Raw genomic sequence first — 26,589 nt, 5'->3', positions numbered from 1 at the left:
CTGTAGGGCATGACTGTACGTCCCATTGTTATCCACGGCGATCCCGTGCTGCATAACCCAACGACTGTTGTCGATACCCCACTGGACACCCCAGAGATCCAGCAGCTCATTAAAGACATGTACGAAACCATGGACGCGGCCCGCGGCGTCGGCCTGGCTGCCAACCAAATTGGCGTCGGGCTACGCATTTTCGTCTACGGTTGCCCAGATGTCGACGGCCCAAACGGCAGCGATAAGCCAGACGGGGGCATGCGTCGTGGTTGCGTGATCAACCCGAAACTGGAGACTTCCGAGATTCCCAAAACCATGCCTGCCGACGACGGCAGCGACGACGAAGGTTGCTTGTCCGTCCCCGGCGAGGGTTTCCCGACTGGTCGCGCTGATTGGGCTCGGGTAACCGGCCTGGATGAAAATGGTGAGGAAATCTCCATCGAAGGCTACGGATTTTTCGCTCGCTGCCTGCAGCATGAGGTGGGCCACCTGGATGGCTACCTGTATACCGACATGCTGACCGGACGTTATAAGCGGGCCGCAAAAAAGACCATCAAAGCCAATGGTTGGACCACACCGGGCCTAACCTGGATGCCGGGCGAGGACCGCGATCCTTTCGGCCACGACGAACAGTAGGCATTCATGAACCACCCCCACGCTCCACGCAGCACGAAGTCCCGGATTTTCCGCAGCGATGAGGTTTCTCTCGGCGATCGCGTCATCGTGCGTCGCGTGCTGGGAAACCGCAATGCCCCGGTGTATTCGGATGTCACCGGGCACGTGGTGGAGCTGGATCCGCTGGTGGTGCGCCCACAAGAAATCGGCGGCTTCCCCTCGGAGAAGCCTTCGGTGCACATTGCCGACGAAGAGATCTATGTGATCAAGCGCCTCTCGCCGCGCCGGATCCGCAATTCGGAGATCCGCGCGGTAGAAGAGGCCACGGCGGCGGCGTTCCCGGGCATTCACAACCGGGTTTCTTCTGATGGCCAGTGGCTGATGCGTGCGGGTGATGGCATCACGGAGCGTTCCAATTCCGCGGTGCCGTTGGGGCGCTCGGCGGGTTTTGTGCCGGTGCCGATTGCCGAGATTTTTGCTTTTTATCGCGAGCACAACCTGCCGCCGCGGTTGCTGATCCCCGAGCGTATCGGCGCTCCCGCCGAGCGTCTGTTGCGCAGTGCCCCGGAAGGCCAGTGGGATCTTGGCCCAGAGATTTTGGTCATGACCCGTTCGCTTGCCGACGCCGGGCCGGACGCACACCAAGCACCCGCCGCGCCAACACCAGGCTCACCAGGCTCACCAGATGTTGACAAGCTCATCTTCCGCGTCGACAACGCCCCGGACCAAGAATGGTTTGACCTATATACCTTCCGCGGCACCGCGCTGCCGCAACACGCGCTGCAACTGCTAGCCGGACGCATTGCTGGCGAGATGGGCTTTGCCCGCCTGCTGGAACCAGAAACCGGCCGGACAGTCGCGATCACCCGCGCCACACTGACAGAATCCGAAAGTGGGGAAAAATGGCTCGGCTATTCCGCGGTCCAGGTCGCCGAAGATTGGCGACGCCGCGGCCTAGCCACCCGCTTAGGCGCGGACATGCTGGCGTGGGGCGCAAGCCACGGGGCAGATTCGGCGTATCTACAGGTCATTTCCACCAATACCCCGGCGATTTCTCTGTACCACAAGCTGGGTTTCATCGAACATCACCGCCACCGCTGCGCCACCTGGCTGGGTGCTGGCCCGCAATAAGCGTCGGCACGCCTGCGCGCGTAAAATAAAGCGCCATGCGGATCGCTAACTGGAATGTGAACTCTATTCGCACGCGCACCGAGCGTGTCCTGGATTTTTTACAGCGCCACAACATTGACGTGTTGGCGATGCAAGAAACCAAGTGTGCGGATGACAAGTTCCCCTACCAGGCTTTCGAAGATGCCGGCTACCACATCGCCCACTGCGGTTTTCACCAGTGGAATGGTGTGGCACTGATTTCCCGTCACGAACTCCACGAAATCCGCCGCGAGTTCCCTGGACAACCGGGATTTCACAAGGATCCCGACGAACCGCAAAACATTGAGGCCCGTGCGATCGGCGCCCGCATCGGCGATACTGACACCGAGGTCTGGTCCCTGTACGTGCCCAATGGCCGCGAGATTACCGACCGCCACTACGAATACAAGCTGTTTTGGCTCTACGCACTGCGCGATTATGTCCGCGAGCAGCTTGCCCTTGACGCCGACAGGAAAATCCTGCTCACCGGTGATTTCAACATTGCTCCGCGCAACGAGGACGTGTGGGACCTGCGCGTTTTCGATGGCGCCACCCACGTCACCGAACCGGAGCGCGCCGCTTTCCAGATGTTGGAGGAAGCCGGTACCCGGGAAATCACCCGCGAGCTCACCGAAGCCCGCTATACCTACTGGGATTACACCTCCATGCGCTTTGCCAAAGGCGAGGGCATGCGCATCGACTTCCAGCTGGCATCACCACAACTAGCGAAACAGGCCCGTGCTGGGTTCGTGGACGTCGACGAGCGCCACGGCAAAGGTGCTTCTGATCACGCACCGGTGGTGGTGGATTTCCAAGCGAGTGATTTCGACGAGGTTCGCTAAATCGTGGAACCGGCGCTGTCGATCGACGTAACGTGGTGGCAGGCCGCGTTTTTTATCCTGGATTACACCATCAAGATCCTGGCGGTCGGCTTCGTGCCGGAGGGGCGGCGCCCGTCGTCGTCCACGGCCTGGCTGTTAGCGATTCTGCTGATCCCGTTTTTGGGGCTGCCGCTGTTTTTCCTTATGGGCTCACCGTTTATCAACCGGCGCCGCCACGAGGTGTATAAAAACGCGAATGCTCAGCTCAACGACGCCCAGAAGCAGTTGCCGGATATGCCGCCACACCTGGGCCAATCCCGCGAAGTCGCGTCCGTGATCGCCTTGAATCGCCGCCTGACAGGGTTCCCAGCCGTCATTGGCGATCAACGTGGCCTGCTCGCCGATTATGACCAGGCAATCAAGCGCATGGCAGAAGTCATCGACACCGCCACCGAGTACGTGCACGTGCAGGTCTATATCCAATCCTGGGATGAGACCACCGATGTGTTTTATCAGGCGCTTGCCGACGCCGTTGCCCGCGGGGTGAAGGTGCGGCTGCTGTTTGATCAGATCGGCAGTGTGAAATATCCGGGCTACCGCAAGCTGGGTAAACGCTTGGATGCGATTGGCGTCGACTGGCATTTGATGCTGCCGCTGCAGCCGTGGAAATGGCGTTTTCGTCGCCCCGACCTGCGTAATCACCGAAAGATCATCGTCGTCGATGGCAAGGTCGGTTTTATGGGTTCGCTGAACCTGATTGATCGCAGCTACCGGATCCGGAAAAACGTACGCGCTGGGCGCCAGTGGATTGATTACATGGTGGAGCTGGCCGGGCCGATCGTCACCTCGATGGAATCGGTGTTTGCGATCGACTGGTACTTGGAATCCGATGAGGTGCTCGACCCGGAAAGACAGCCCAGCAGCACGCAGTCGGATACCCCTGCACAGCCTGCTGCCCTTACCCAGCCGGAAGGTATCCATGATGCCAACGTCGTACAGATGATCCCGTCGGGGCCGGGCTATAGTTCCGAGCCAAACCTGCGCATGTTCAACCAGGTGGTCCACCACGCGAAAAACCGGCTGGTGCTGTGCTCGCCGTATTTCATTCCTGACGAATCTCTGCTGGAGGCCGTGACCAGCGCTGCATTTCGTGGCGTGCGCGTCGAACTCTATGTTTCGGAACGTGCGGATCAGTTCATGGTGCACCACGCACAGTCGTCGTACTACCAGACGTTGCTGGAAGCCGGGGTGCATATTTACCAGTTCCCTGCGCCATACGTGCTGCACTCGAAATTCGCGTTGGCGGATCCGCAGGATAATCACTGCGAGGGCATCCACGCGGTAGGCATGCTCGGCTCGTCGAATATGGATATGCGTTCTTTTGGTTTGAACTACGAGTCGACGCTGTTTGTGGTCTCGGGGTCACTCATTGATGCTCTCAACGAGCTTGCCGCCACCTACCGTTCCGTGAGCCGCCCGCTCACGCTGGAAGAATGGGAAAAACGCGGGTTCTTCCGCCGTTATGTCGATAACGTTATGCGGCTGACCTCTGCGCTGCAATAACGAGCCCGGTCGCACCCTGTCCGGCCTAAGCCTGTCCGGGCCTCACCTAACCCGGGTCTCATCCTGCCCGGGTCTTAGCCCAGTTTGGCCAGCGCGTTGCGCAACGTCGGCAAGGATTCCGCAAACGGGACTAGCAAATCCAGCTGCTCCAGCTCGTCGATCGGTACCCAGCGCAGATCATCGGATTCCGCGTTCGGGAAAGTCTGTAACTCGCTGCCGTCGGCGGTTTTCGCCAGCACCGTCGTATAGGTCCACTCTCCGGCCAGCTCCGGGCGCTCCGGATCTCCTGGCAATGGGCCCGCGGTCACGATTTCCTGCAGCACCGTCACATCGGTTTCTTCGATTCCGCATTCTTCGAAAGTTTCCCGCACCGCGGCCTGGCTTGCGGTTTCGTGACCATCCCGTGCACCACCGGGAATGCCCCAGGTGCCGCCTTGGGACGTCCACGGTGCACGCAGCTGCATCAACACCGTGGAATCGCCAGACAGCAAAAACAGTCCGGCAGCACCGAAGCGTCCCCACAACTTACTGCCGTTCGGCCCGGCCGCCCAGCCGTCACCGCTGCCTCGGTGAATACTAGGTCGGTGAGTACTTGCCCGGTGTGAATCTGACATGCCGCCCATTTTAGTAGCCCAGCGCACATAGTGTGCGTTAGTCTAAGGTAATGAACGGTCACAGGCCTGCGACGAGCCTCGATCGCCACGTCGATGTAGATGATTCAGAAGATGAGGTCTCGGCACATTCCGCCCACTCCTCTGCTGGTCCATCGCTGCGCGTCGAATCCGTCCCGGCGCATGCCCAAGATCACTGGCTCGATGAAGCCGAAACCACCGACGCGCCCGGTATGTCATTCATTCGGCGCTTTTTCCGCTCCTCATTTTCGGGTTCCACGCAAATCATCACCCGCGTTTTCGGTTTTTTTGGCACCACCCCGGGCAAGATTGTCGTCGGCATGATTGTGCTCACCGCAGCGCTGCTGGCCGCGGGTTTGTCGATGGCCAATTCCGTGTCTAATCGCCAAACTGAACTCAACCATTTGTTGACCTCCACCGAACCCATGAGCAATTCGGCGCACAAGTTATACATGTCGCTCTCGCTGGCGGATACCATTGCTACCACCGGGTTCGTGCAGGCTGGCGTGGAACCAGAAAACACCCGCGAACAGTATCTAGGCGCGATTGATTCTGCCGCCGCCGAAGCCACCTCGGCCGTGCTGGATTCTGACGACGACGAAGAATATCTTCGCCAACTGGCCGTGCAGATCCAACGCCAACTACCGGTCTACACCGGGTTGGTGGAAGCCGCGCGCACCAATAACCGTGCTGGCAATGCCGTCGGTGCTGCGTATATGTCGAATGCCTCGGCGATGATGCGCGATGAGATCCTCCCCGCGGCGGCTTCTTTGTTCCGACTTTCCAGCAACAATGTTTCTGAGCAGCAGGATCAGCTCACCCGTCCACAGTGGGTGCCGTTATCCGGACTGGTCGCTGCCCTGATGTTTTTGGGGCTCGCGCAGTATTGGCTGTGGCGTATCAGTAGGCGACGTTTTAACCGCGGATTCGCCGCCGCAACCGTGATGATGGTGGTGGCGCTGCTGTGGGTGTCCGGCACGAATGTGTACACCTGGCATTTGGGCAGTCGCGGTTTTGCTGAGGCTTCCACCCCATGGGATTCACTGACCCAGGCCCGTATTGATGCCCAGCGCACCCGCACCGAGGAAATTTTGGCATTGGTGCAGCGCCGCACGAATTACAACCCGTCGTTAGAGTTTTCTTCCACCAACAAGCGTATTTCTGCCGCGTTGGATGATTACAGCAATTCTTCTGCACTTCGGACTGCCGCCGAAGCATCTGCCGACGAGGCATCCGTCGACAAGGTATCCATCGAAAAAACATCAATCGACGAGGCCCGCACCGCGTTGCAAGAATGGGATGAGGCCAAAGCACACCTGCTGCGCGCGCTAGATTCCGGTAATTATGAACAGGCCTTGGCCTTGGCGACGGATTCCACGATGGGTGCACAAGGCTCAGGCGCTGCAGGCTCTGATTCTGCAGGCTCTGGTACTGACAGCGCTGACGCTAGCGCAGCAGGCTCCGGCTCTGACACAGCAGGATCCGGCACCAACCAAATAATGAGTTCAGCTGCCGCCTTCGAAAAGGTCGATGCCGCGTTGGCTACGTTGATCGCAAACGCGCGTGATTCCATGCGCTCGTACTTAAGCGAAAGTTTGGCCGCGTTGAATTTGGTCGCTTCCGCCGTCAGCCTGTTGTCGTTGCTGTCGGTGCTGGCAATCTGGCTCGGTATTCGGCCAAGGATGGTGGAATACCTATGATCGCCCCCAACCACCGCATGACCCTTATTGCCAGCGTCACCGCGCTCGCAGTGGGCCTTTCCGCCTGCACCACACCGGATTTCGATACCCGAAAAAGCTCGCTGGATCTCCCCCGTGATAGCAGCGTTCTCGTCCCGCTGCCCGCCGGGGCCCATCTCGAGGAAGCCGGCACCCGCCGCGGCGTCGAACTCAAAGAACAAACACTGCGCGGCTCATTGGAACCCGATGACCGCACCGCAGCCGAGCGCATCCCCACAATCGTGGAGCGCGGCTATCTCATCGTCGGCATTCAACAATCGCAAAACCTGTTGTCTTTCCGCGACCCCACCACCGGCCAGCTCTCCGGTTTCGAAGTCGACTTAGCCCACGAGATCGCCGAAGATATTTTTGGTGACCGCAACGCCGTCGATTTCCGCTTTGTCGAATCACAGAACCGCGTGCACACGCTGCAGACCGGCAAGATTGATTTCTTATTATCCACACTGACTATCACCCCGGAGCGCCAACAAGAAGTGGAATTTTCCACGCCGTACTTGTCGACGAATACCCGGCTGCTGGTCAACCGGAATTCGAATGTCGACCGGTTAGAGGATTTGGCAGATCGCACCATCTGTGTGACGGATAATTCCACCGGTATCAACCTCGCACGGCTGCATGCCCCGGAGGCTGATATTTTAAAGGTCGTGACCTGGGCGGATTGCCTGTACGCGATGCAACATAATCAGGCTGACGCAATACTTGTCGACGATGTGATTCTTTCCGGCCTCGAAATCCAGGATCCATACACCGAGATCGTCGGCCCGCCTGTGGACTCCGATATTTACGGCGTCGGCATGCCCAAGCCACCGCGCAGCTCGGATGCGAAGGCCATCGCGGAGGCAGAAGGCCTGGTGCGCCAGGTTAATTCCACGCTGGAGCGCATCCGTGACGACGGCACGTGGTGGGAGCTATTCCGTCACTGGTTCGGCGGACGCTTGTCGACGGCTGGCCCGCCGCCAGTGAACTACCGGCCAGAAAATGCTGGCGACCACGCTGATGCAGGGACGGTGACACAGTGACTGAACACAATGATCGCTCGAACAAGGCTTCTGCTGGTGCTTCTAACGAGACTTCAGACAAGCCTAGGACAGGCAAGACCGTGGCCGAGCAACCCCAGGGAACTCAAGCCACAGAAGCCACCGCAGTTCCGGAAGCAGAACCGGCGACATCCGCGGTGCCGTTCGACCCTTTCGCAGACGACGATGATGACGATGACTTCGCTGACGGCGCCAGCACCGACGCCAGCACCGGCACCGGTGCTGCGCACTACCCCGGCCCGAGCGAAGACGGCGATACCTCATCGGTGGAGGTTAGTCTTGACCAAGACAATATCGCTTCCCTGTTGCAGGACCTGCAGAAAATCCGCGACGAAAAAGCCCAGCAGGCCCAACAATCCCAGCAGAAAAAACCGCTGGAAGATACTTCCACGCGCGCACGTCGGCAAGCATTATCCACTTTCCGGAAACGCCGTCGCACCCAGCGCACCGCCCGCGCGGTAGCCGACCGGATGGTGCGCCTGCCTTTCGTCGTACCGACAGACCCGCAAGAAGCACTCATTGACCCGCACGAGGCCATCGAGAAGAAAAAGATCCCGGCGCCGCAATTAGAGCCCGGGGATATCGTCGCCCAGCAATACGAGATCCTGGGGGTCATCGCCCACGGCGGCATGGGCTGGATTTACCTGGCCAACGATCATTTTGTTTCCGGGCGCATCGTGGTGCTCAAGGGCATGCAATCGCAAAAATCCGCCGAGGAAACCGCCGCAGCAGAAGCCGAGCGCGAATTCTTGGCAGATATTACCCACCCGGGCATCGTGAAGATTTTCAATTTCATTGACGACGAGCGCGTACCCGGTGGGTTCATCGTCATGGAATACGTCGGCGGCCCCTCGCTGCGGCATCGGCGGAATTCACAGCCCAACCACGTCGTCGCCATCGATATCGCGATCGCCTATATGCTGGAAATCCTACCTGCGCTGGAATATCTCCACGCCCGCGGGGTGGTCTATAACGACTTGAAGCCGGATAACATCATTATCAGCGAAGACCAGGTGAAAATCATCGACCTGGGCGCGGTCTCCGGTATTGGTGCTTACGGCTATATCTACGGCACCAAGGGTTTCCAGGCCCCGGAGGTGGCCACGAAAGGCCCGTCCGTCGCCAGCGATATCTATTCCATTGGCCGCACCCTGGCGGCACTCACCCTCAATCTTCCTTCGGAAAACGGCATTTATTTGCCAGGCCTGCCCGGCCCGTCGGAAGAACCTACCTTGCGGCGTTACCTGTCGTTTTATCGGCTGCTGCAGCGCGCCACGCACGAAGACCCGGAGCAGCGGTTTTCTTCCATCGAAGAACTGCGCACCCAGTTGTACGGGGTGTTGCGCGAAGTCATCGCCATTCGTGACCGCATCCAGCACCCGGCACAGCACTCGCTATTTTCCCCGCAACGTACCACGTTTGGCACCAAGCACGTGGTCTTTCGCACAGATCAGTTGATCGACGGCATTGAGCGTTCCGTGCATATCACCGCCGCGGAGGTCGTTTCTGCCCTGCCGGTGCCGCTGATTGATCGCAGCGACCCGGGTGCTTCGATGCTATCGGGCTCGTCGTATAGCGAGCCGCAAGAAGCCCTGGAAACGCTACGTCAGGCGATGCACACTAACGAATACGTTGGTTCCCGGGAAATCCCTTTGGGCGTGGTACGCGCGATGCTGGATTTGGGCCTGACTACCCAAGCGCGCGAATGGTTGCGTTCGTTGGAAGAAAACATGGCCCAAGACTGGCGTTTTCGCTGGTATTCCGGGGTCACGGCGACGTTGTTGGATGATTACCGGGATGCACAGGATCATTTTTCGTCGGTGATGTTCTTGCTGCCCGGTGAGGCCGCACCGAAGCTGGCTTTGGCTGCGGTCGACGAATTGCTGCTGGAGGAACAAGGCCGCAACCATTTGAGTTTGATTCCGCCGGAATTGTCGCGGGCAACCACGGGGATCCCGGATTCGTTGTCGAATATCCCGAATGAGTTTTTCTTGCAGCGCCCAGAAATTTGGGAACACCGCACCGAAGATCCCGTTGCGCTGCGTTTTCATGCGCTCCGGTTGTATTCCATCGTCTGGGAGACCAACCCGGCGACGGTATCCTCGGCGTTCGGTTTAGCACGTCAGCTTATGGCCGAGAATCAGGTGGAGCTGGCCGTGCGGGTGCTGGACCGGGTTTCGCCGGCGTCGCGGCATCACCGAATGGCAATCTTGACGACGATCTTGCAGCTGTTAACTAGCCCGTTGAATGAGCCGTATATTCGCCGTGCCGCACGGCGTTTGGAATCGATTCCGACGAATGAGCCGCGCTATTTGCAGATCAAAACTGCGGTGTTGACCTCCGCGTTGAATTTTTTGCGTGCCGAGGATCTGGAGCAATCGGCCTCGCCGCACGAGCTTTTCGATCACACGTTTAGCCAACACGGCTTGCGCTCTGGTTTGTACGACACGCTGCGAGCCCAGGCGCGGGTGGCGCCGTTCCCGCGGCACCGCTACGCACTGGTGGACCTAGCGAATATGATCCGCCCAGTAACCTGGTTTTAGCGACTTGGTTTTAACGGCCTCGTTTTAGTGACCTGGTTTTGGTGACTTGGTTTTAGTGCCGTGATTCTTCGGCGTTAGCGGAGGCATCATCAGCAGGTTGATCAGCACTGAGTTGATCAGCAGTGAGTTGATCATTGTCCCGTCGCTGGTCCTGCTCATCGCGGGCAGGGCTCTTCGACGCGTCTGCCCCGTCTGTGACGGAGGTACCCGAGGTCTCTACACTCTCAGCACCGTCAGTACTCTCAGCCCCCTCAGTGCCGTCAGCGCCGTCTGAGTTCTCAGCACCATGAGCACCCTCAGTGCCGTCTGTGTTCTCGGCACTGTCTACGTTCTCAGCACTGTCTGCACGCCCAGCATCGTCTGCATGCTCAGTACCGCCAGCCCCAGCCGCTAAACCAGCCCCGACATCATCAGATTCGATGGTGATCTGCATACCAGCTTCGCGCGCTGCCAGGTGCGCAGCATCGGTGTTATCCGCAGTGGACAACACCACACCCATGCGTCGACCCGGATAGCTCCCGGCTTTGCCAAACAACACCACGGAAGTCTCCGGGTGCGCGAAAGCTTCTTCCAGCCCGCCGTAGGATAAGCTCTCCGCATCCACTTCCGAGCGCAACATGCGCGCAGCCCCCGGAGACGTCAGGGTCACGTCAATGGGTAGGCCCAGAATCGCGCGCGCGTGCAAATCAAACTGCGAATAGCGCTGCGTGGCCATGGTCACCATGCCGGTATCGGTTGGCCGTGGCGAAACCGAGGAGAAATACACGTCCTCACCAGCAACAAACAACTCGACGCCGTACACGCCGCGACCGCCCAACTCATTCGAGATACGAGCGGCAATCGAGCGCGCATTCTCCAGCGCAACCTGGCTCAGCTGCAACGGCTGCCAAGAATCGATCAGCCCGCCGTCGCGATGATCATGTCCAATCGGCTCAGCGAACCACGTGGCCATCTCCCCGGTCGCCGGATCAATCGAACGCACCGCCAGCAGGGTTACTTCAAAATCAAAATCGACGAAGCGTTCCACGATCACGCGGCCATCGAAATGCGCCTCCGAGGAAGCAGTTTCCCAAGCCTCGTTGACATCGTCACCGTAGCGCACGACCATGTGGCCGCGACCGTTGGACGTCACCGCTGGTTTCACGATGGACGGGTAGCCCATCTCATCCAAAATGGTTTTCAGTTCTTCCGGGCTGGAGGCAAAATCATAGGCGGTCGTCGGCAAGCCTAATTGTTCTGAGGCGGTACGACGGATGGATTCACGTTCCATGGTCAACTCGCAGGCACGCGCCCCGGGCACCACGACGGCGGAGCTGCCTTCTTCGATCTCGCGGAGCGCTTCCACCGCGACGACCTCAACTTCCGGAACCACATAATGTGGATCAATGCGCTTGGCCAGATCCAAAACCGCCTGCGCATCCGTGACATCTGCGACGTAGGAATACTGCGCGACTTGGTGGCCCGGCGCCCCATTGCGCTTGTCGACGGCGTGGATTTCCAAGCCCAGGCGCTGGAAGCTGATCGCTAACTCGCGGCCGATTTCACCGGCGCCCAGCAGAAGCACGCGGGTGGCGTTTGGGGTCAGCGGGGTGCCAATCGTGGCACCAGCTGGCGTATCAGGCGTGTTTTCAGTCATGACAGCCTATTTTCCCGCCAGTACGTCGTGGCGCACGATGGTTTGCTCACGCGACGGGCCGACACCGATATATGATATGCGCGTGCCAGAGAGTTCTTCTAGGCGCAGCACATAATCTTGCGCACGCTGCGGCAGCTCCTCAAAGGTGGAGCAGCCGGTGATGTCTTCATCCCACGCTGGCATCTTTTCGTAGATCGGTGTGGCGTGGTGTACTTCGGACTGCGAGACCGGCATTTCATCGTGGCGGACGCCATCAACATCGTAGGCCACGCAGATCGGGATCTCCCCGATACCGGTGAGTACGTCGAGTTTGGTGAGGAAGTAATCGGTGAAACCATTGACGCGGCTGGCATAGCGCGCGATCACGGAATCATACCAACCACAGCGGCGGCGTCGGCCAGTATTCACGCCGACCTCACCACCGGTTTCCTGCAGGTAGTTGCCCCATTCGTCGAAAAGTTCCGTCGGGAATGGGCCCGCGCCGACGCGGGTGGTATATGCCTTGATGATGCCCAGGGAAGTATCAATGCGGGTCGGGCCAATACCAGAGCCGACGCACGCGCCACCTGCCGAAGGATTCGACGAGGTCACAAACGGGTAGGTGCCGTGGTCGACGTCCAGCATGGTAGCCTGACCGCCTTCCATCAGGATGTGCTTACCGGCTGTGAGTGCCTCATTGAGTTCGCGCTCGGCATCAATAACCATCGGGCGCAGGCGCTCCGCGTAGGACAAGAAGTAGTCGACAACCTCGTCGGCTTCGATAGCTTTGCGGTTGTACATTTTCACCAGCATCTGGTTTTTCACATCCAGTGCCGATTCCACTTTTTGCCGCAGGATGGACTCATCAAAAATATCCTGCACGCGGATGCCGACGCGAGCGACTTTGTCCTGGTACGTCGGGCCAATACCACGGCCAGTGGTGCCAATCGCACGCTTGCCCAAAAAGCGTTCCTGCACCCGGTCGAGTGTCTGGTGGTACGGAGCAACCAGGTGCGCGTTGGCGGAAATCTTTAACCGCGAGGCGTTCGCACCGCGAGCTTCCAGGCCATCAATCTCCTCAAACAGCGCTTCCAGGTTGATGACGACACCATTACCCAGCACCGGGGTAGCATTTTCCGACAAAATACCCGCCGGGAGCAGTTTGAGCTCGTATTTCTCACCGCCAACGACGACGGTGTGGCCGGCATTATTGCCTCCGTTGGGCTTGACGACGTAATCCACCTGGCCGCCCAAAATGTCTGTGGCTTTACCTTTACCTTCGTCGCCCCATTGGGCGCCGACGATGACGATCGCTGCCATACCTACCTCATCACTTCTCTGCGGTCAGTAGTTTGATCAGCCTTATAGCCTACTAGGTATTGCCCCACCTGCAATAATTTTTTGTGTCGTCAGATACGATTCTTGGCATGCGTGTGCTGATTCTGCGCTGCGGGCAGGCCGCAGCCGAGCTAGTTTTGCCCGCCACCTTGCATCGTTCTGCCGGTGTGGAAATTTTTTCACTGCCTGCTGTGCCAGCTCGGGGCGATCTGAAATTTTTATCCGACCACACCACGGAGTTGCTGCCGGTTGATCCGACTCCATCGCTGGAGGAAATCCAAGCGCAGCCGCGCGTCGAGCACCAAGCTGCCCCGGAACTGGCGCCGCAACAGCCGGTGATGCCACTGCGAATCATCGTGATTGGTTCGGATGCTGCCTTGTCGGCGGTGCTCACCCGGTTGATGCGGGTGGATCACTTGTGGCCACAGATCGGGTTCGTGCCGATGACAGATGCTGCATGTGATGACGACAGTACCGCCGCGCAAAATTGGTCCCTTCCCACTGATCCGACCGCCGCGCTCAAATTAGCGCTGACCGACGAGGTCAAACCCGTCCCGCTGATCCGCAACGACGCCGGGCAAGCCGTAGCAGGTTCGGCCACCATCACCCAGTGGGATGGCGGGGCCATGACCGGCGAAATCATCGTCGACGACGCCACCTTAGTACAGCAGGATGCGCGGAGACTTGCCGACGGCGGTGGCGGTGCCACGGCTTTTGGCGCACGTTTGGTTCCGATGCTGAGCGCACCGGGCATCGCTGCGGCAGCACACACAGCACAAGAACAACCGCGTGGCCTCTTTGCTCGTTGGCGCAAGAAAAAAGGCGCCGCCCAAGCGGCAGACACCAACGTCGGCAAGCTAGATCCCAGCACGCTGGTCACCGGGCGCGCGGTGCAAGCCGGCGGCCCAGAAATGGCGGTGCACGTCGACGGGGTAGGCAGCCCACGCCCGCAAAAGCGTGTGACTTTTTACCGGCACCTACGGGATGCACAAATCATCCGGCCGTGAGTTCCGGGCGCGCTACACGCTCTACTTTCTTCTACTCACTTCTACTTCTTCTGTGAGCCCTCGGACTCGTCGTAACGATCCGCCTCATTGTGCGCATTATCCTGGATATCCTCGATTTCCCAGACTTCCGGCGGATAAGCCGGCGTCGACGAGGTCGGTGCCAGCACTGCAGCGGCAGACTCCCGTGACATACCAGAGACCATCAGCAGATCCACGGTCAAAAAACGCACCTGCGACAGGATGGCGTATTCCGAGAGCACGGGATCGTCACTAATCACAGAAAGATCCGTCCGCGCACCAATAATGCGCAAACGATTGACGATGCCCGGGATCTCGTGGGCTTGGCTCACGCGTGCGCTGGTTTCATAAATTTGCGACAGCTCCAGCGCGATCTCTGCCAATTCATCGATGATATTGATCAACCGCGGGGTCATTTTATCCCCGTCGACGCTCAAAACCATGCAGCGGCGGGCTAACACGCGCACGTTACGGGTGGCGTTGTCGACGGGCGTGAGAATGCGCTCGATGGAGCGTAAGTGTTTCCGTGAGCCCCATCGAAACGGCGATACCCCCGCGATTTCGCGGCCGGAAGCCGTGGCTTCGAGCATGTGGTCGATATTTGATTGCGTGCCGCGGACTTGCTGGAGCGCGTCTTCGATACGTTCCGAATCCCCTGCTTCCGCACCTTCTGCCACATCGTGCAGCACCGAGGAGGCCACAGAAAGCACCTTGGCGATTTCATGCCGGGCATCCCGCAGCGCTGAGTTGGGGATCAACGCGATGGAGATGATTCCAATCACCGAGCCAATGGCGGCGTCGATAATGCGTTCAGTGCCACCGCCTTGCGGCATGATTGTAGCGATCAGGATCGCCCCAATGGCTACCTGGTTACTCACCAGCAGCGATTTCGATAACAATGCTGCCACAGTCAACGAAATCGCCACCCCGGCGGCGATCTGCCAGTCACCAGTGCCCAAGGTGTGCACCAATAACTGGCCCACGCCCACGCCCACGACACCAGCAACCGACATTTCCACGGCTTTGTTCAGGCGATTGCCACCGGAAATACCGAGGATAACCACCACGGAAATCGGCGCAAAAAATGGGACCTCGTGCCCGAAAAACGTCTGCGCCACCCAAAACGCCAATCCCGCGCCGAACGCAGCTTGCACAATGAAGATGAAACGTTTGCGCACGCGTTGCAGACGCGAAGTCAGTGAATTATCTAAATACCGCAGCCGTTCGCGGGTGGAGATCCTGTTATTTGCCATAGGCGCCGTGACTACCTGTGAAACACAAAACGCGGTTTAACGCGCGGTGGTCTGCCCAGCAGAGCGCAGCACCTGGCACGATTCAATGACGCGATCAGCCATGGAGCGCTCTGCCTTTTTCAGGTAGGAGCGTGGATCGTACACCTTCTTGTTGCCCACTTCGCCGTCGATCTTGAACACGCCGTCGTAATTGCTGAACATGTGGCGTGCGACCGGGTTGGTGAAGGCATACTGCGTATCGGTGTCAATATTCATCTTGATCACGCCATAGCGCAGGGATTCTTCGATCTTAGAAGCTTCCGAGCCGGAACCGCCGTGGAAGACGTAATCGAATGGCTGGGAGCCGTCGGCAAGCCCCAACTTCTTCGTGGCGACCTTCTGGCCTTCATCCAGGACCTCTGGGCGCAGCTTCACATTGCCCGGCTTGTAGACGCCGTGCACGTTGCCAAAGGTGGCGGCCAACAGGTAGCGGCCGTTTTCGCCGGTGCCGAGCGCGTCGACGGTCTTCTCAAAATCCTCTGGGGTCGTGTACAGGTTAGCGCCCGCCTTGGCTTCCACGCCGTCTTCTTCACCGCCGACGACACCGATTTCCACTTCAAGAATGATATTCGCTGCGCGCGACTGTGCCAGCAGCTCCTGGGCGATCTCCAGGTTCTCATCAATCGGGATGGCGGATCCGTCCCACATGTGGGACTGGAACAGCGGCAGTTGGCCAGCGTCGACGCGCTCGCGGGAAATCTGCAACAGCGGGCGCACGAATTCATCCAGGCGCTCTTTCTGGCAGTGGTCCGTGTGCAGCGCAATATTCACGCCGTAGTGTGAGGCGGCCTCATGTGCGAACGCAGCCAAAGCCTTCGCGCCAGCAACTTTGTTCTTCACAGCCTGGCCGGAACCGAATTCCGCACCACCGAGAGAAAACTGGATGATGCCGTCAGACTCGGCCTCTGCAAACCCCTGTAGTGCAGCGTTAATGGTCTCGGACGAAGTGCAATTGATCGCGGGAAAAGCGAATTGCTCCTTCTTCGCGCGATCGAGCATCTCGTTATAAACCTCAGGGGTAGCGATAGGCATAAAACATCCTCCAACGTTGGATCTGCAGTCTCGAAAACCAATTATGCCTGAGCGAGCACTAACCTGCAGCCGCATCCCCTTCCGACAGCGCAACCCGGGCCATCGCTTCCAGCGCCATCCAGCCAGATAACTGCACCGATAAATCTCGTTCTGCGATGCGCACAACGCCGACTTTCTCGCGGATCGACATGGGCCCCAACCCGAAGTTGTGTGGCAACAAAGCATCACTGGTCCAGTCCGTCGCGAAAACCGGCAGCCCGTCGACTTCCAAACGGTGGGTCCACACCGATTCCGCCGACGCCCGCACCAGCCGTGTCGCAAGCTTGCGGGTCGCCCGGTTCGCCGGGGAATCATCAGGCAAACGCACCGCGACGTCGGCAAGATAGCGCAGTAAAATTCCTTTGAATAGGCCACCATCGCCATCGCCGGTGTCCCAGTCGATCACGCCCGCCGGGGTAGCCATGTGCTGGGAAATCGCGTGCACCAAGCCGCGGATCCGGCTGATATAGGGCATGGCTTCATCGGCACGTTCGGCCTCATGCACCGACCGAATATCTTCCAGGCTGTGGATGCCGTGTTCCTCGCGCAGCTTGAGGGCAATTTCCAAGCTGGCTCCGAGCATCACACCCTGGCAATAGGGGTGAATATCACGCACAATTTCCGGACCGTGCATCCGCATGCGCATCCCATCCATAATCAGCCCGTCATCGTTCTGCAGGTTGTCAAAGACCCAATCGACGATGTGGATGGCTTCTGTCCAATACCCAGTACGCGCCAGCATGATCGCCACCGGGCCATTGGTGGGCACGTTATAAAACGTCGAACGGCTATCGCGCCAGGGTGCTACCCCAAGCGTTGAATCCAACCCGGCGCGCAGATTGGTACGTAGCGCATTCAGCTGTGGCGGGGTGCCTAATTTGTCCGCTTTTTCCACGCGCCCGAAAGCCAGTGCCAACCAGGCTTTATCGTCGTAATATTTGTTGCGATCCAGCCCGCGCAACTGCCGCAGCTTGATCCCGCGCATGGTATTCGCGATGCGTTTGCTGCGGGTTTTCGTCGGCTGGCGCAGCGCGGCATCAACCTGACAGTCCAGGTAGTGCGCCTGCCACCAGTAATGCCAATGGATAAATAGGCGTTCTTTGAATAACGCGGGCCAGCTCACCCGCGCGAGGTTCGTGCCTGGCACAGACCAGACTGGGCCGGCATGCCGGTCGTTGATGGCGGTCTCTGCGAGATCCGCCCGGTGGGACCATTTTTCTTGCACTATTATCCCATCACTAACTGGGCTTATTCACGGGGCTATTACCGAAAATTCGATCACCTGTAGCATACATCACGAATGTATAGTGATGTGCTAGTGGTTGTACTGCCCCGCTGAGATCTCACTGCCTACTGTGATTTCACTGCCCTACGGACGCCGGCACGTCTACCACGCCTGATCCAGATCCGCGTGCTGCCGCACCCACGCGTGCATCGCAATCCCAGCAGCCACCCCGGCGTTGATGGAACGCGTCGAACCAAACTGCGCGATCGAACACGTCATCACCGACGCCTGGCTGGTTTCCGCACTCACCCCGGGGCCTTCCTGGCCGAATACCAGCAAACAGCGCCTCGGCAATTCGGCGGTTTCCAGCGGCACGCACCCAGGGGTGTTATCGATAGCCACGACAGTCAGATCATTCTCCGCCGCCCAAGCCATGAGCGTGGCGACGTCACTGTGGTGCTGCAGGTGCTGGTAGCGGTCGGTGACCATCGCCCCACGACGATTCCAGCGCCGCCTGCCCACGATGTGCACCGTGTCCACGGCAAAAGCATTCGCCGTGCGCACCACCGTGCCAATATTCGCATCGTTTTCGAAATTCTCGATCGCGATATGCAGCTCATGACGACGAGTATCGATGTCTTCGATGATCGCCTCGCGCTTCCAATATCGGTAAGCATCAACGACGTTGCGCTGATCGCCTTCGGTAAGCAGCTCCGGATCCAAGCGGGGATCATTCGGCAGCGGGCCCTTCCACGGGCCGACGCCATGCCGACCTTCTGCCCATTCCGTCGGGCCTTTGTGCTCCGGCGAGCTAGCACGCTCTGGGGTGCTCGTTGCTTCGTGGTCGGGCATTACAGACCCAAGTCATCCAAACCCAGCAGGCTGCGATATTCCAGGCCTTCGGCGCGGATGGCATCGGCGGCACCGGTAGCGCGGTCCACGACGGTGGCCACACCAACGACTTCCGCGCCAGCTTCACGTAACGCAGCAACAGCAGTCAACGGGGAATTACCCGTGGTGGTGGTATCTTCCACAACCAGCACTTTCTGCCCCTCAACATTCACACCTTCGATGCGGCGCTGCATACCGTGCTTTTTCGCTTCTTTGCGCACCACGAATGAATCGATCGGGCGGCCGTCGGCATGCATGATCGAGGTGGCCACCGGGTCCGCACCCAAGGTCAGGCCACCGGCGGCAACATAATCCCAGTCCGCGGTTTTCTCCCGCAGCAACGAGCCAATCAGGCGGGAAGCCTCATGGTGCAGCGTCGCGCGGCGCAAATCCACGTAATAATCGGCTTCTTTGCCAGAAGATAAGGTCACGCGCCCGTGGACAACGGCAAGCTCACGGACGAGTTCGGCTAGGCGGGAAAGGTCTTGGGTTTTCTCAGTCATGGCTACCACTGTAGTCATCACCAAAAATCGACGGCCCGGCAGACAGGTCGCGTTTAACGTGCGGGCGCTTGCTATGGCCCTTCTCATCTGGCTTGTCGACGCCATCGGCTATGGCATCTACTTCGTCGACGCCCAACGCGTACGGCTCCAGGTAGCCGCGGGCATCGGCTTTGCTGCGGGTTGGCAATTCCACAGGTTCACTGGGACGTTGCACTGGCGGATGATCCTGCGGGTCCGGCACGACTCGCAGCGGCTGATTATTCTCGAAGACCGGGGGCTGTTTCGGACCCATCATCCGGGTGGGATCCGCCCCGTCGAATTTTAAAATTTGCTTTGCCATCGATCGTGGGGGCAACACGCGGGCGGCGTCGGCAAGCAGCCCCAGTGGAGCCAGCATCTCATCCCAGTCTGCGGCGTGGGAGCCTTTGTCGGTTTGCGCCAGTACCCAATCGGATTCGATCCACACCGCGGTGACAATCTCCGGCAGGTTGTCGCAAGCAGTGACCACGCGCGCGTCGATCATGCGGCTAGCGACGGCGGCATCAGTGGCGTAGGCCGTGAAATCTCCGATGTGTCCGACCTCCAGCAGATCATCAAAATCTGCCTCACCGGTGGTGCGGTCAGTGCGCTGGTCACGGTCCGCGCGGCGGAAATCCACGACAATTTCAGTCGCCGCCCCGGTGCGCATGGCCATGACGTTCACGCCGCCGAGATCCATCAACACCATCTCGTGGCCATAGGCCGAACCTTGCACGATATCTTTCGGCGCGGCCCCGCCAGCTGCGGCACCGCGGGTCCACTCATCAACGAGGTAATCGTCATGCTTGGCAAAGCTGAAGCCGTTCTTTTCTGCCCACTGCCGACGCTCCCTGCGCAACGCACCAGGGATGATGGAATCGCGGCGCGGGCCGGCGGGCTTGGCGACGGGGGTTGATTGCGGTTCGGGGGCTGGTTCTGGTTTTGGTTCTTGCTCTTGCTCCAGTCCTAACTCGGGCTGTTGTTCTAGATCTGGCTGCTGTTCTAGGCCTGGTTGTTGTTCTAGATCTAGCTCAGGCTCTCGCGCAGATTCACGCTCACCCTCGGATTTCTCGAATTGATAGTCGCGCTCAAAATCGTGCTCAGTTTCGTGCGCAATTTCTTGCTCAGATAGCCCGGAATCGTCGGCAAGCACGTCATCGGTGACCGGTTCGACGTCCAGCACATCATAATGTTGTGGCAGTTGTTCCGCGGTCGCGAGTTCTTCATCATCCAGGACTCGCCCCCGGATCGGCGCATCGCCATAACTGGCTTGGGCGGACCATTCGGCGTGTTCTTCCGTAGTGCCTGGCTCGTCGGAAATAAGTTCGTCGGAAAACGTATCGTCGGCAAGCGCAGCACCAGTAGTGGTGCGGCCTTCCTGCTCCGCTGGCTCCACGGCAGCAAGCGATTCCTGGTGCTGGGCGCGGCGCTGCTTCGAATCCAGGTACCACAGAAATACGGCTGCGGCCCCGGCGATGACGGCCAGAGTTAGTAGAACATACGGCATGCAGTTAGTTTAACGTGAAGTTTCCACAGGATTGGCAGCATTCGCCGACCATTGCGACCAACCGCCCACGTAATGCGACGCACCGGTCAGCCCAACGTGTTCCGCCAGGGCCAGCGCCAAGCCCGAATGGTTTCCAGAACCGGAATAAAACACGGTGTCCTCACCCTTGGTGACGCCTGCTTTAGCAAAGACCTCACGGATTTCTTCTTTTGGCTTCGCCAAACGATTCGGCGTCAGCAGATCCCGCATGGACGCATTCACCGCGCCCGGGATATGACCGGCTTTCAAATCCAAATTCTCTTGTTTACCGGAGTAACGCCAATAAGAGCGAGTATCAACCAGCATGCCGTCGAAATTGCGTACCTGATCAATAGTGGCCGAAGGCATAGACCCCGGCTGGATGGTCAGCGCAGAACCCATCGCGATATTGCCGGGCCCGCACATGGTGTCGAAGCCTCTGCGATACCACTGCGCCAATCCGCCATCCAGAATAGAGACATTTTTAATACCCGCCCAACGCAGCACCCACCAGGCACGGCCAGCAAAAACCCCTGACCATCGTCATAAACCACCACTGGGCGATCTTCGCGCAGCCCCCAGCGATTAACATTGGCTTGCAAACGCGCCGGATCCGGCAGCGGGTTGCGCCCGGCCTTGGACCCCGGCAGGCCGACAAGGGCGGTGGCGGGGTTGACGTGCTGGGCAGTGGGAATATGCCCGGCGCGGAATTGTCGGAAGCTGTTTCCCTGCCCCGGTGCCCATGTGGTGGCAAGCAGGGTGAGTTTTTCTCCACAGTGGATTTTCTCGTGTAATTCTTCGGCACTGACCAGGACGCTCATGGTGCCCAGTGTAGGTGCAATCGCGTGTGCGTGTAGGTGGTATTGCTTGCCGACGTGGGCAGCGTTGCTTGCCGACGCAAAGCTCGCCGCCAACGCTTTAGGGAACCTGGTAGCTACGGTCTTCTTGATCAGTAATCAACATATGCCCGGGCGCATGAGTAATCGCCAGTTCCGGGCGTGACTGCATTACCATCGCCTGCGGGGTCACTCCACACGCCCAGAACACCGGAATATCGCCTTTTTCAGAAACCGGCCGGTCGCCAAAATCCGGTGCATCTAAATCTGTAATCCCCAGTGCTTCCGGATCCCCAATATGAACCGGTGCGCCGTGCACCGCCGGGAAGCGTGAACTAATACGCACTGCATCAGAGACTTTCGCCGCCGGGATCATCCGCAATGAAACCACCAGGTTGCCCGACAAACTTCCAGCCGGACGGCAGGCAATATTGGTGTTGTACATCGGCACATTACGTCCCACAGGAATGTGCCGCACTGGCACGCCATTATCCAGCAGTGGGTGTTCAAAGCTAAAAGAACAGCCTATTAAAAACGCTACGAGATCATCCCGCCACGCCTCGCTCGCATCGGGGACCTCGTCGACAAGCTCACCATTTTTGAACACGCGGTAAGCCGGGGCGTCGGTGCGCACATCCGCCTCATCACCAGCAAAGATGCCGCCGCGCACCTGCCCTGGCTCCAATACCTCTAATACCGGGCACGATTTCGGGTTGCGCTGGGCAAACAACAAAAAATCAAAGGCCAGCTCACGCGGCAACGCGAGCAAGTTGGCCTGCGTATACCCGGCAGACCAGCCACTGGTCGGGGTCACCAACCCCTCACGAAATCTCCGGCGGGCCTGTGCTGGGCTGAGGCTGCGAGTATCCATGCAACCCAGGCTAGTGCGCTAGCCAGCGAGCGCGCAGCCGCCCAGTACGCACCGGGTAGTTGAGCTACTAACTGGAAATCTCCAGCTCCTCGCCGCCGTCGGCAAGCGAAACCTGCACGGCATCGCCTTCCACGACCTCACCGGCGAGTACCAGCCGCGCCAGTTTGTCGCCGATGGCCTGCTGGATCAACCGGCGCAGCGGACGCGCACCGTAGGCGGGGTCGTAACCGCGCTCAGCCAACCAGGCTTTGGCTGCCGCATCCACGCTCAGGCTCAGGCGCTTGCCAGCCAGGCGTTCGCGCAGCGTATCCAGCTGGATATCCACGATGCCTTCCAGCAGCTCACTGGATAGCGGCTCGAAGGTCACCACATCATCCAGGCGGTTAATGAACTCCGGCTTGAACGCGGCCTTCACCGCATCCATGATCTGCTCGCGATCGCCGTCAGCGCCCAGGTTCGAGGTCAGGATGATCACCGTGTTGCGGAAGTCCACGGTCCTCCCCTGCCCGTCGGTCAGCCGTCCTTCGTCGAGCACCTGCAGCAGCACGTCGAAAACATCCGAGTGGGCCTTTTCCACCTCGTCGAAAAGCACCAGCGTGTAGGGGCGACGTCGTACGGCCTCAGTCAACTGGCCGCCAGCATCGTGGCCGACGTATCCCGGAGGGGCACCGACCAACCGCGAAACCGAGTGCTTCTCGCCGTATTCAGACATATCGATGCGCACCATCGCGGATTCATCATCGAACATGAACTCCGCCAGCGCTTTCGCTAGCTCAGTCTTGCCGACGCCCGTGGGCCCCAGGAACAGGAAGGAGCCGGTTGGCCGATTCGGGTCGGCGATGCCCGCGCGGGAACGACGCACCGCATCCGAGACCGCCACCACAGCGTCTTTCTGTCCGACGACGCGGCGAGCCAGGATATTCTCCATATCCAGGAGCTTTTCCGTCTCACCCTGCAGCATCTTGCCCGCCGGGATGCCGGTCCAGGCAGAGACTACCTCGGCGATAGTATCCGGGGTGACTTCCTCGCTGAGCATGGTGTTGCTGCGCGCCTGCTCAGCGGCTTTCTCCTCGGCCACGGCGATGTCGCGTTCCAGCTCGTTGATGCGGCCGTAGCGCAGCGTGGAGACTTTCTCGTAGTCACCTTCTCGCTCGGCGATTTCTGCTTGCCGACGCAGATCGTCGAGTTCTTCTTTCAGTGCCTGCACATCATCGATGGCCTTTTTCTCGTTCGCCCAGCGGGCTTTGAGTTCACCAAGGGTTTCGCGCTGGTCCGCCAGCTCTTGTTGCAGGCGCGCCAGCCGCTCCTTGGAGGCAGCATCGGATTCCTTCTTCAGCGCCAGCTCTTCGATTTCCATCCGACGAACGACGCGTTCGAGTTCGTCGATTTCCTGCGGCGAGGAATCGATCTCCATGCGCAACCGGGAGCCGGCTTCGTCGACAAGATCGATGGCCTTATCCGGCAGGAAGCGGTTAGTGATGTACCGGTTGGACAGCTCGGCGGCCTGCACCAGCGCGGAATCCTGGATGCGCACGCCGTGGTGTACTTCGTAGCGCTCCTTCAGGCCACGCAGGATACCGATGGTGTCTTCCACCGAAGGCTCGCCGACGTAGGTTTGCTGGAAACGACGCTCCAGCGCGGCATCCTTTTCGATGTACTTACGGTATTCATCCAACGTGGTCGCACCCACCAGGCGCAGTTCGCCCCGGGCCAGCATCGGTTTGATCATATTTCCGGCATCCATCGAGCCTTCGCCGGTGGCACCGGCGCCGACCAGGGTGTGCAGCTCATCGATGAACGTGATGATCTCGCCTTCAGAAGATTTGATTTCTTCCAGCACGGCTTTCAGCCGCTCCTCGAACTCGCCGCGGTATTTCGCGCCCGCGACCATCGATCCGAGATCCAGCGAGACCAGGCGCTTACCCTTGAGCGATTCTGGTACGTCACCACCGACGATGCGGCGGGCCAGGCCTTCCACGATGGAGGTCTTGCCGACGCCCGGTTCACCGATGAGCACCGGGTTGTTCTTCGTGCGACGGGATAGCACCTGCACGACGCGGCGGATTTCCGAATCGCGCCCAATGACGGGGTCAATCTTGCCTTCGCGGGCCTGTGCGGTCAGATCCGTGGAGTATTTCTCCAGTGCTTGGAAGGAGTCTTCCGGATTTTCCGTGGTCACCTTCGCGGCCCCACGCACGGCCGGGAATGCGCCTTTAATGGCGTCGTAGGTAGCGCCACGGGAGGTCAGCAGCTGCGCGGCATCGGTTTTCGAGGCCGCGATGGCTGCCAGCAGCACTTCGGTGGAGACGTATTCGTCGCCAAGCTCACCGGCCAACTCTTGGGCTTTGGTAAGAACGTTCAGCCCATCGCGGTTGAAATTCGGCTTAGCCACGCCTGCGCCTTCGGCTGTGGGGTAGCCTTCGACTAATTCGGTGGCTTCTTTGCGCACCGTATCGGGGTCTACTCCGGTGGCTTTCAATACCGGGGTGGCGATGCCTTCTTCTTGGCTGAGGATCGCCTGCAGCAGGTGTGCTGGGCGAATATCCGGGTTGCCTGCCACCGAGGCGGTTTGCAGCGCAGACTGAAGGGCTTCTTGGGTTTTTGTCGTGGGGTTAAAAGAACTCATGGTGTGTCATATCCTCCCTTTTCTTCCCTGCTTTCGTCACCGTTATTGTGACACCGTTTCAGGGGTTTCATTGGGTATAACACACCATGAGTTGAGTCTATTCCACTCAAGTTAGGATTTGGTGGGATTTTTTGCCAGAAACTTGAGTGATAGTCACTCATGTTTGGCAACGGTGCCCACGTGAGGCAGCCACCCGGCCGCGGCAGTCGTGTGTGGCCTAGCCTAAACCTTGCCCTGCATCGCAGGATCCGGCCCATTACCGTTGATGTCAACCACGCCTTTGGCCATGATCGCACCACGCACCGGCATCCAACCACCAAACTTGGCGGTCAAGTACACCGCAATGGCAATAGCCAGCGCCAACCAACCCAGCCCGGCAGTCATTCCATAAATCACGGCCAGCGGAGCCAGCACCGTCATACCGATCTCAAATGGACCGAAGCCCACATAGGCCACGCCGTATTCGGATAGGGTGCCGGATTTCAGCTTCGGATCGACAATCTTCAAGACGGCAATACCGGTAGCGACCGTCGCCGTTGCCCAGCCCCAACCGAAAATGCCACGCTCCAGCCATGCAGCGCCGAAAAATTCCGCGGGGAACCACAGCAAGAAGAAGGTACAGAACACCGTGCCCAAAACAAACAGCAGCAACAGCGCTTGCCAATACGAAGCCACGGCAGCAGGAACAATAGCGGCAATACCGAAGGCAATCAGATAGTCTGTCGACGCCCCAGACACCGAGGAAACGGTGTCCTTGTCCAAATATTCGCTCGCACCAATTCCGCTCATAATCGCGCGGAAAATCAGCCCTACTACCAGAGACATTGCGAACAGCGGAATGGAAACGTTTTCCCACAGGTGAGAAATTCCGGTGTTGATGCCGTACGCAGTCAGCACTGTCAGCATGATAAAGCCTAGGTGCAGTGCGAGCGGCTCGATGGCCGATGGATTGGTAGAAGCGTGGCCAATCGATGGGCGCTCACTCAGGTTTTTGATATAGCCGCGACGCAGTTCGTCTGGCAGCTCACCAGGAAGCTGCGAGACTTTGTTCCGGCGAATTCCCCAGTTACCAGCAATCACACCACCGATAATCGCAGCCAACGTGCCGACGGTTGCAGAGGTAAAGCCCAGCGACGACGCCTCGGCTGCGCCCACTCCTTCCAGCGCGCCGCCGACGGCAGCTGCGGTACCGAAACCACCGGTGAAACCAACTGGCAGCATCATGCCAAACCAGTCCGGAGTATCAAATACCGGGGCGAACAGGTACACGCCCAGCACGACAAACAGGCCCCATTGTGCGGTGAACATAAATGTGGAAAACGCCCACATATTTCGCGCACCTTTGCGCACGGAGCCACCCAGTTCCATGGAATAAGCCATGGACGCGAACACCACGGCGATCAAGATGGACGTGTAGCTGCCTAGGTTTTCGGAAAAACCAATCACGTTTAAAACATGGGGCCCCAGAAGCAAGCCCAGTAAGCCTGCCGTCACTGGTGCGGGCAACAGCAGGTCCTGGAAGAAGAATTTGATGCGGTGACGCAATACATTACCGATGATCATCAGCAACGAGATAAAGCCAACGTCGAGCATGAGGTCGTACGCGGAAAAGCCTTCCATGGAACACCTGCCTTTACAGAGTGAGCGTGAACGAGATCGTGCG

The 26,589-nt window shown here is 59.1% G+C and carries 20 protein-coding genes and 1 pseudogene; 8 read left to right on the top strand and 13 right to left on the bottom strand.

What is annotated here, in order from left to right; translation table 11 throughout:
• Positions 1 to 9: 9 nt before the first annotated feature.
• From QP888_RS04135 to QP888_RS04120, 4 genes are read left to right on the top strand one after another with little or no spacing between them, the layout of a single operon-like run.
• Positions 10 to 627, top strand: coding sequence for a peptide deformylase (locus tag QP888_RS04135; protein WP_284812251.1), 618 nt, complete (start codon positions 10 to 12; stop codon positions 625 to 627).
• A gap of 6 nt (positions 628 to 633) precedes the next feature.
• Positions 634 to 1,737, top strand: a complete 1,104-nt coding sequence (locus tag QP888_RS04130; RefSeq protein ID WP_284812250.1) for an N-acetylglutamate synthase, CG3035 family — start codon at positions 634 to 636, stop codon at positions 1,735 to 1,737.
• Between the two features lie 35 nt (positions 1,738 to 1,772).
• Entirely contained in the window at positions 1,773 to 2,597 is an 825-nt protein-coding gene (locus QP888_RS04125; protein WP_284812249.1) for an exodeoxyribonuclease III, read from the top strand.
• 3 nt (positions 2,598 to 2,600) lie between these two features.
• Positions 2,601 to 4,139, top strand: coding sequence for a phospholipase D-like domain-containing protein (locus tag QP888_RS04120; protein ID WP_284812248.1), 1,539 nt, complete (start codon positions 2,601 to 2,603; stop codon positions 4,137 to 4,139).
• A gap of 74 nt (positions 4,140 to 4,213) precedes the next feature.
• On the opposite strand, the gene QP888_RS04115 is transcribed toward QP888_RS04120, so the two are convergent.
• A complete protein-coding gene (locus QP888_RS04115; protein WP_284812247.1) occupies positions 4,214 to 4,753 on the bottom strand; it encodes an NUDIX domain-containing protein in 540 nt (179 codons plus the stop codon).
• A gap of 50 nt (positions 4,754 to 4,803) precedes the next feature.
• On the opposite strand from QP888_RS04115, the gene QP888_RS04110 reads away from it, so the two are divergent.
• Genes QP888_RS04110 through QP888_RS04100 form a run of 3 tightly spaced genes read left to right on the top strand, consistent with a single transcriptional unit; the run spans position 4,804 to position 10,090 of the window.
• Positions 4,804 to 6,471, top strand: coding sequence for a GlnX family signal transduction membrane protein (locus QP888_RS04110; protein WP_284812246.1), 1,668 nt, complete (start codon positions 4,804 to 4,806; stop codon positions 6,469 to 6,471).
• Complete coding sequence (locus tag QP888_RS04105) at positions 6,468 to 7,529, top strand: glutamate ABC transporter substrate-binding protein (RefSeq protein WP_284812245.1); 1,062 nt, start codon at positions 6,468 to 6,470, stop codon at positions 7,527 to 7,529. Before QP888_RS04110 ends, QP888_RS04105 begins: the two co-directional genes overlap by 4 nt.
• Entirely contained in the window at positions 7,526 to 10,090 is a 2,565-nt protein-coding gene (locus QP888_RS04100; RefSeq protein ID WP_284812244.1) for a serine/threonine protein kinase, read from the top strand. Before QP888_RS04105 ends, QP888_RS04100 begins: the two co-directional genes overlap by 4 nt.
• Positions 10,091 to 10,142: 52 nt before the next feature.
• Here QP888_RS04100 and purT read toward each other — a convergent pair whose 3' ends face one another.
• Complete coding sequence (gene purT / locus QP888_RS04095) at positions 10,143 to 11,726, bottom strand: formate-dependent phosphoribosylglycinamide formyltransferase (protein WP_350338224.1); 1,584 nt, start codon at positions 11,724 to 11,726, stop codon at positions 10,143 to 10,145.
• A 6-nt stretch (positions 11,727 to 11,732) separates the two neighbouring features.
• The gene (locus QP888_RS04090) at positions 11,733 to 13,025 is read right to left on the bottom strand and encodes an adenylosuccinate synthase (RefSeq protein WP_284812243.1); all 1,293 of its coding nucleotides are present in this window, start codon (positions 13,023 to 13,025) and stop codon (positions 11,733 to 11,735) included.
• Positions 13,026 to 13,132: 107 nt separating this feature from the next.
• Between QP888_RS04090 and QP888_RS04085 the strand changes: the two genes are divergently transcribed.
• Positions 13,133 to 14,050 carry a hypothetical protein gene (locus QP888_RS04085; RefSeq protein ID WP_284812419.1) on the top strand — a complete coding sequence of 306 codons (918 nt, stop codon included), beginning with the start codon at positions 13,133 to 13,135 and terminating at the stop codon, positions 14,048 to 14,050.
• A gap of 41 nt (positions 14,051 to 14,091) precedes the next feature.
• On the opposite strand, the gene QP888_RS04080 is transcribed toward QP888_RS04085, so the two are convergent.
• The 10 genes and pseudogenes from QP888_RS04080 to QP888_RS04035 all read right to left on the bottom strand — a co-directional run bounded on the left by QP888_RS04080 (position 14,092) and on the right by QP888_RS04035 (position 26,546).
• Complete coding sequence (locus QP888_RS04080) at positions 14,092 to 15,321, bottom strand: FUSC family protein (protein WP_284812242.1); 1,230 nt, start codon at positions 15,319 to 15,321, stop codon at positions 14,092 to 14,094.
• Between the two features lie 36 nt (positions 15,322 to 15,357).
• Positions 15,358 to 16,392, bottom strand: a complete 1,035-nt coding sequence (fbaA, locus tag QP888_RS04075; RefSeq protein ID WP_018120752.1) for a class II fructose-bisphosphate aldolase — start codon at positions 16,390 to 16,392, stop codon at positions 15,358 to 15,360.
• A gap of 58 nt (positions 16,393 to 16,450) precedes the next feature.
• Complete coding sequence (locus QP888_RS04070; RefSeq protein ID WP_284812241.1) at positions 16,451 to 17,656, bottom strand: glycoside hydrolase family 76 protein; 1,206 nt, start codon at positions 17,654 to 17,656, stop codon at positions 16,451 to 16,453.
• A gap of 162 nt (positions 17,657 to 17,818) precedes the next feature.
• Positions 17,819 to 18,508 (bottom strand): TrmH family RNA methyltransferase, encoded by a 690-nt coding sequence (locus tag QP888_RS04065; protein ID WP_284812240.1) that lies wholly within the window; start codon positions 18,506 to 18,508, stop codon positions 17,819 to 17,821.
• Positions 18,508 to 19,050: an orotate phosphoribosyltransferase gene (gene pyrE, locus QP888_RS04060; RefSeq protein WP_284812239.1), complete on the bottom strand. Its 543-nt coding sequence runs from the start codon at positions 19,048 to 19,050 to the stop codon at positions 18,508 to 18,510. Before pyrE ends, QP888_RS04065 begins: the two co-directional genes overlap by 1 nt.
• Positions 19,043 to 20,575 carry a TtfA family protein gene (locus tag QP888_RS04055; protein ID WP_284812238.1) on the bottom strand — a complete coding sequence of 511 codons (1,533 nt, stop codon included), beginning with the start codon at positions 20,573 to 20,575 and terminating at the stop codon, positions 19,043 to 19,045. Before QP888_RS04055 ends, pyrE begins: the two co-directional genes overlap by 8 nt.
• Positions 20,576 to 20,584: 9 nt before the next feature.
• A pseudogene (locus QP888_RS04050) lies at positions 20,585 to 21,414 on the bottom strand (sulfurtransferase).
• A 97-nt stretch (positions 21,415 to 21,511) separates the two neighbouring features.
• Positions 21,512 to 22,300: a putative hydro-lyase gene (locus tag QP888_RS04045; RefSeq protein WP_284812237.1), complete on the bottom strand. Its 789-nt coding sequence runs from the start codon at positions 22,298 to 22,300 to the stop codon at positions 21,512 to 21,514.
• 67 nt (positions 22,301 to 22,367) lie between these two features.
• Positions 22,368 to 24,926 carry an ATP-dependent chaperone ClpB gene (clpB, locus tag QP888_RS04040; RefSeq protein WP_284812236.1) on the bottom strand — a complete coding sequence of 853 codons (2,559 nt, stop codon included), beginning with the start codon at positions 24,924 to 24,926 and terminating at the stop codon, positions 22,368 to 22,370.
• A gap of 222 nt (positions 24,927 to 25,148) precedes the next feature.
• Entirely contained in the window at positions 25,149 to 26,546 is a 1,398-nt protein-coding gene (locus QP888_RS04035; protein ID WP_284812235.1) for a sodium/glutamate symporter, read from the bottom strand.
• Positions 26,547 to 26,589: the final 43 nt, after the last annotated feature.

The sequence above is a fragment of the Corynebacterium sp. MSK297 genome, from assembly GCF_030232885.1.
In the GTDB taxonomy this organism is placed as follows: domain Bacteria; phylum Actinomycetota; class Actinomycetes; order Mycobacteriales; family Mycobacteriaceae; genus Corynebacterium.
This window is presented reverse-complemented; position numbering and strand designations above follow the sequence as displayed.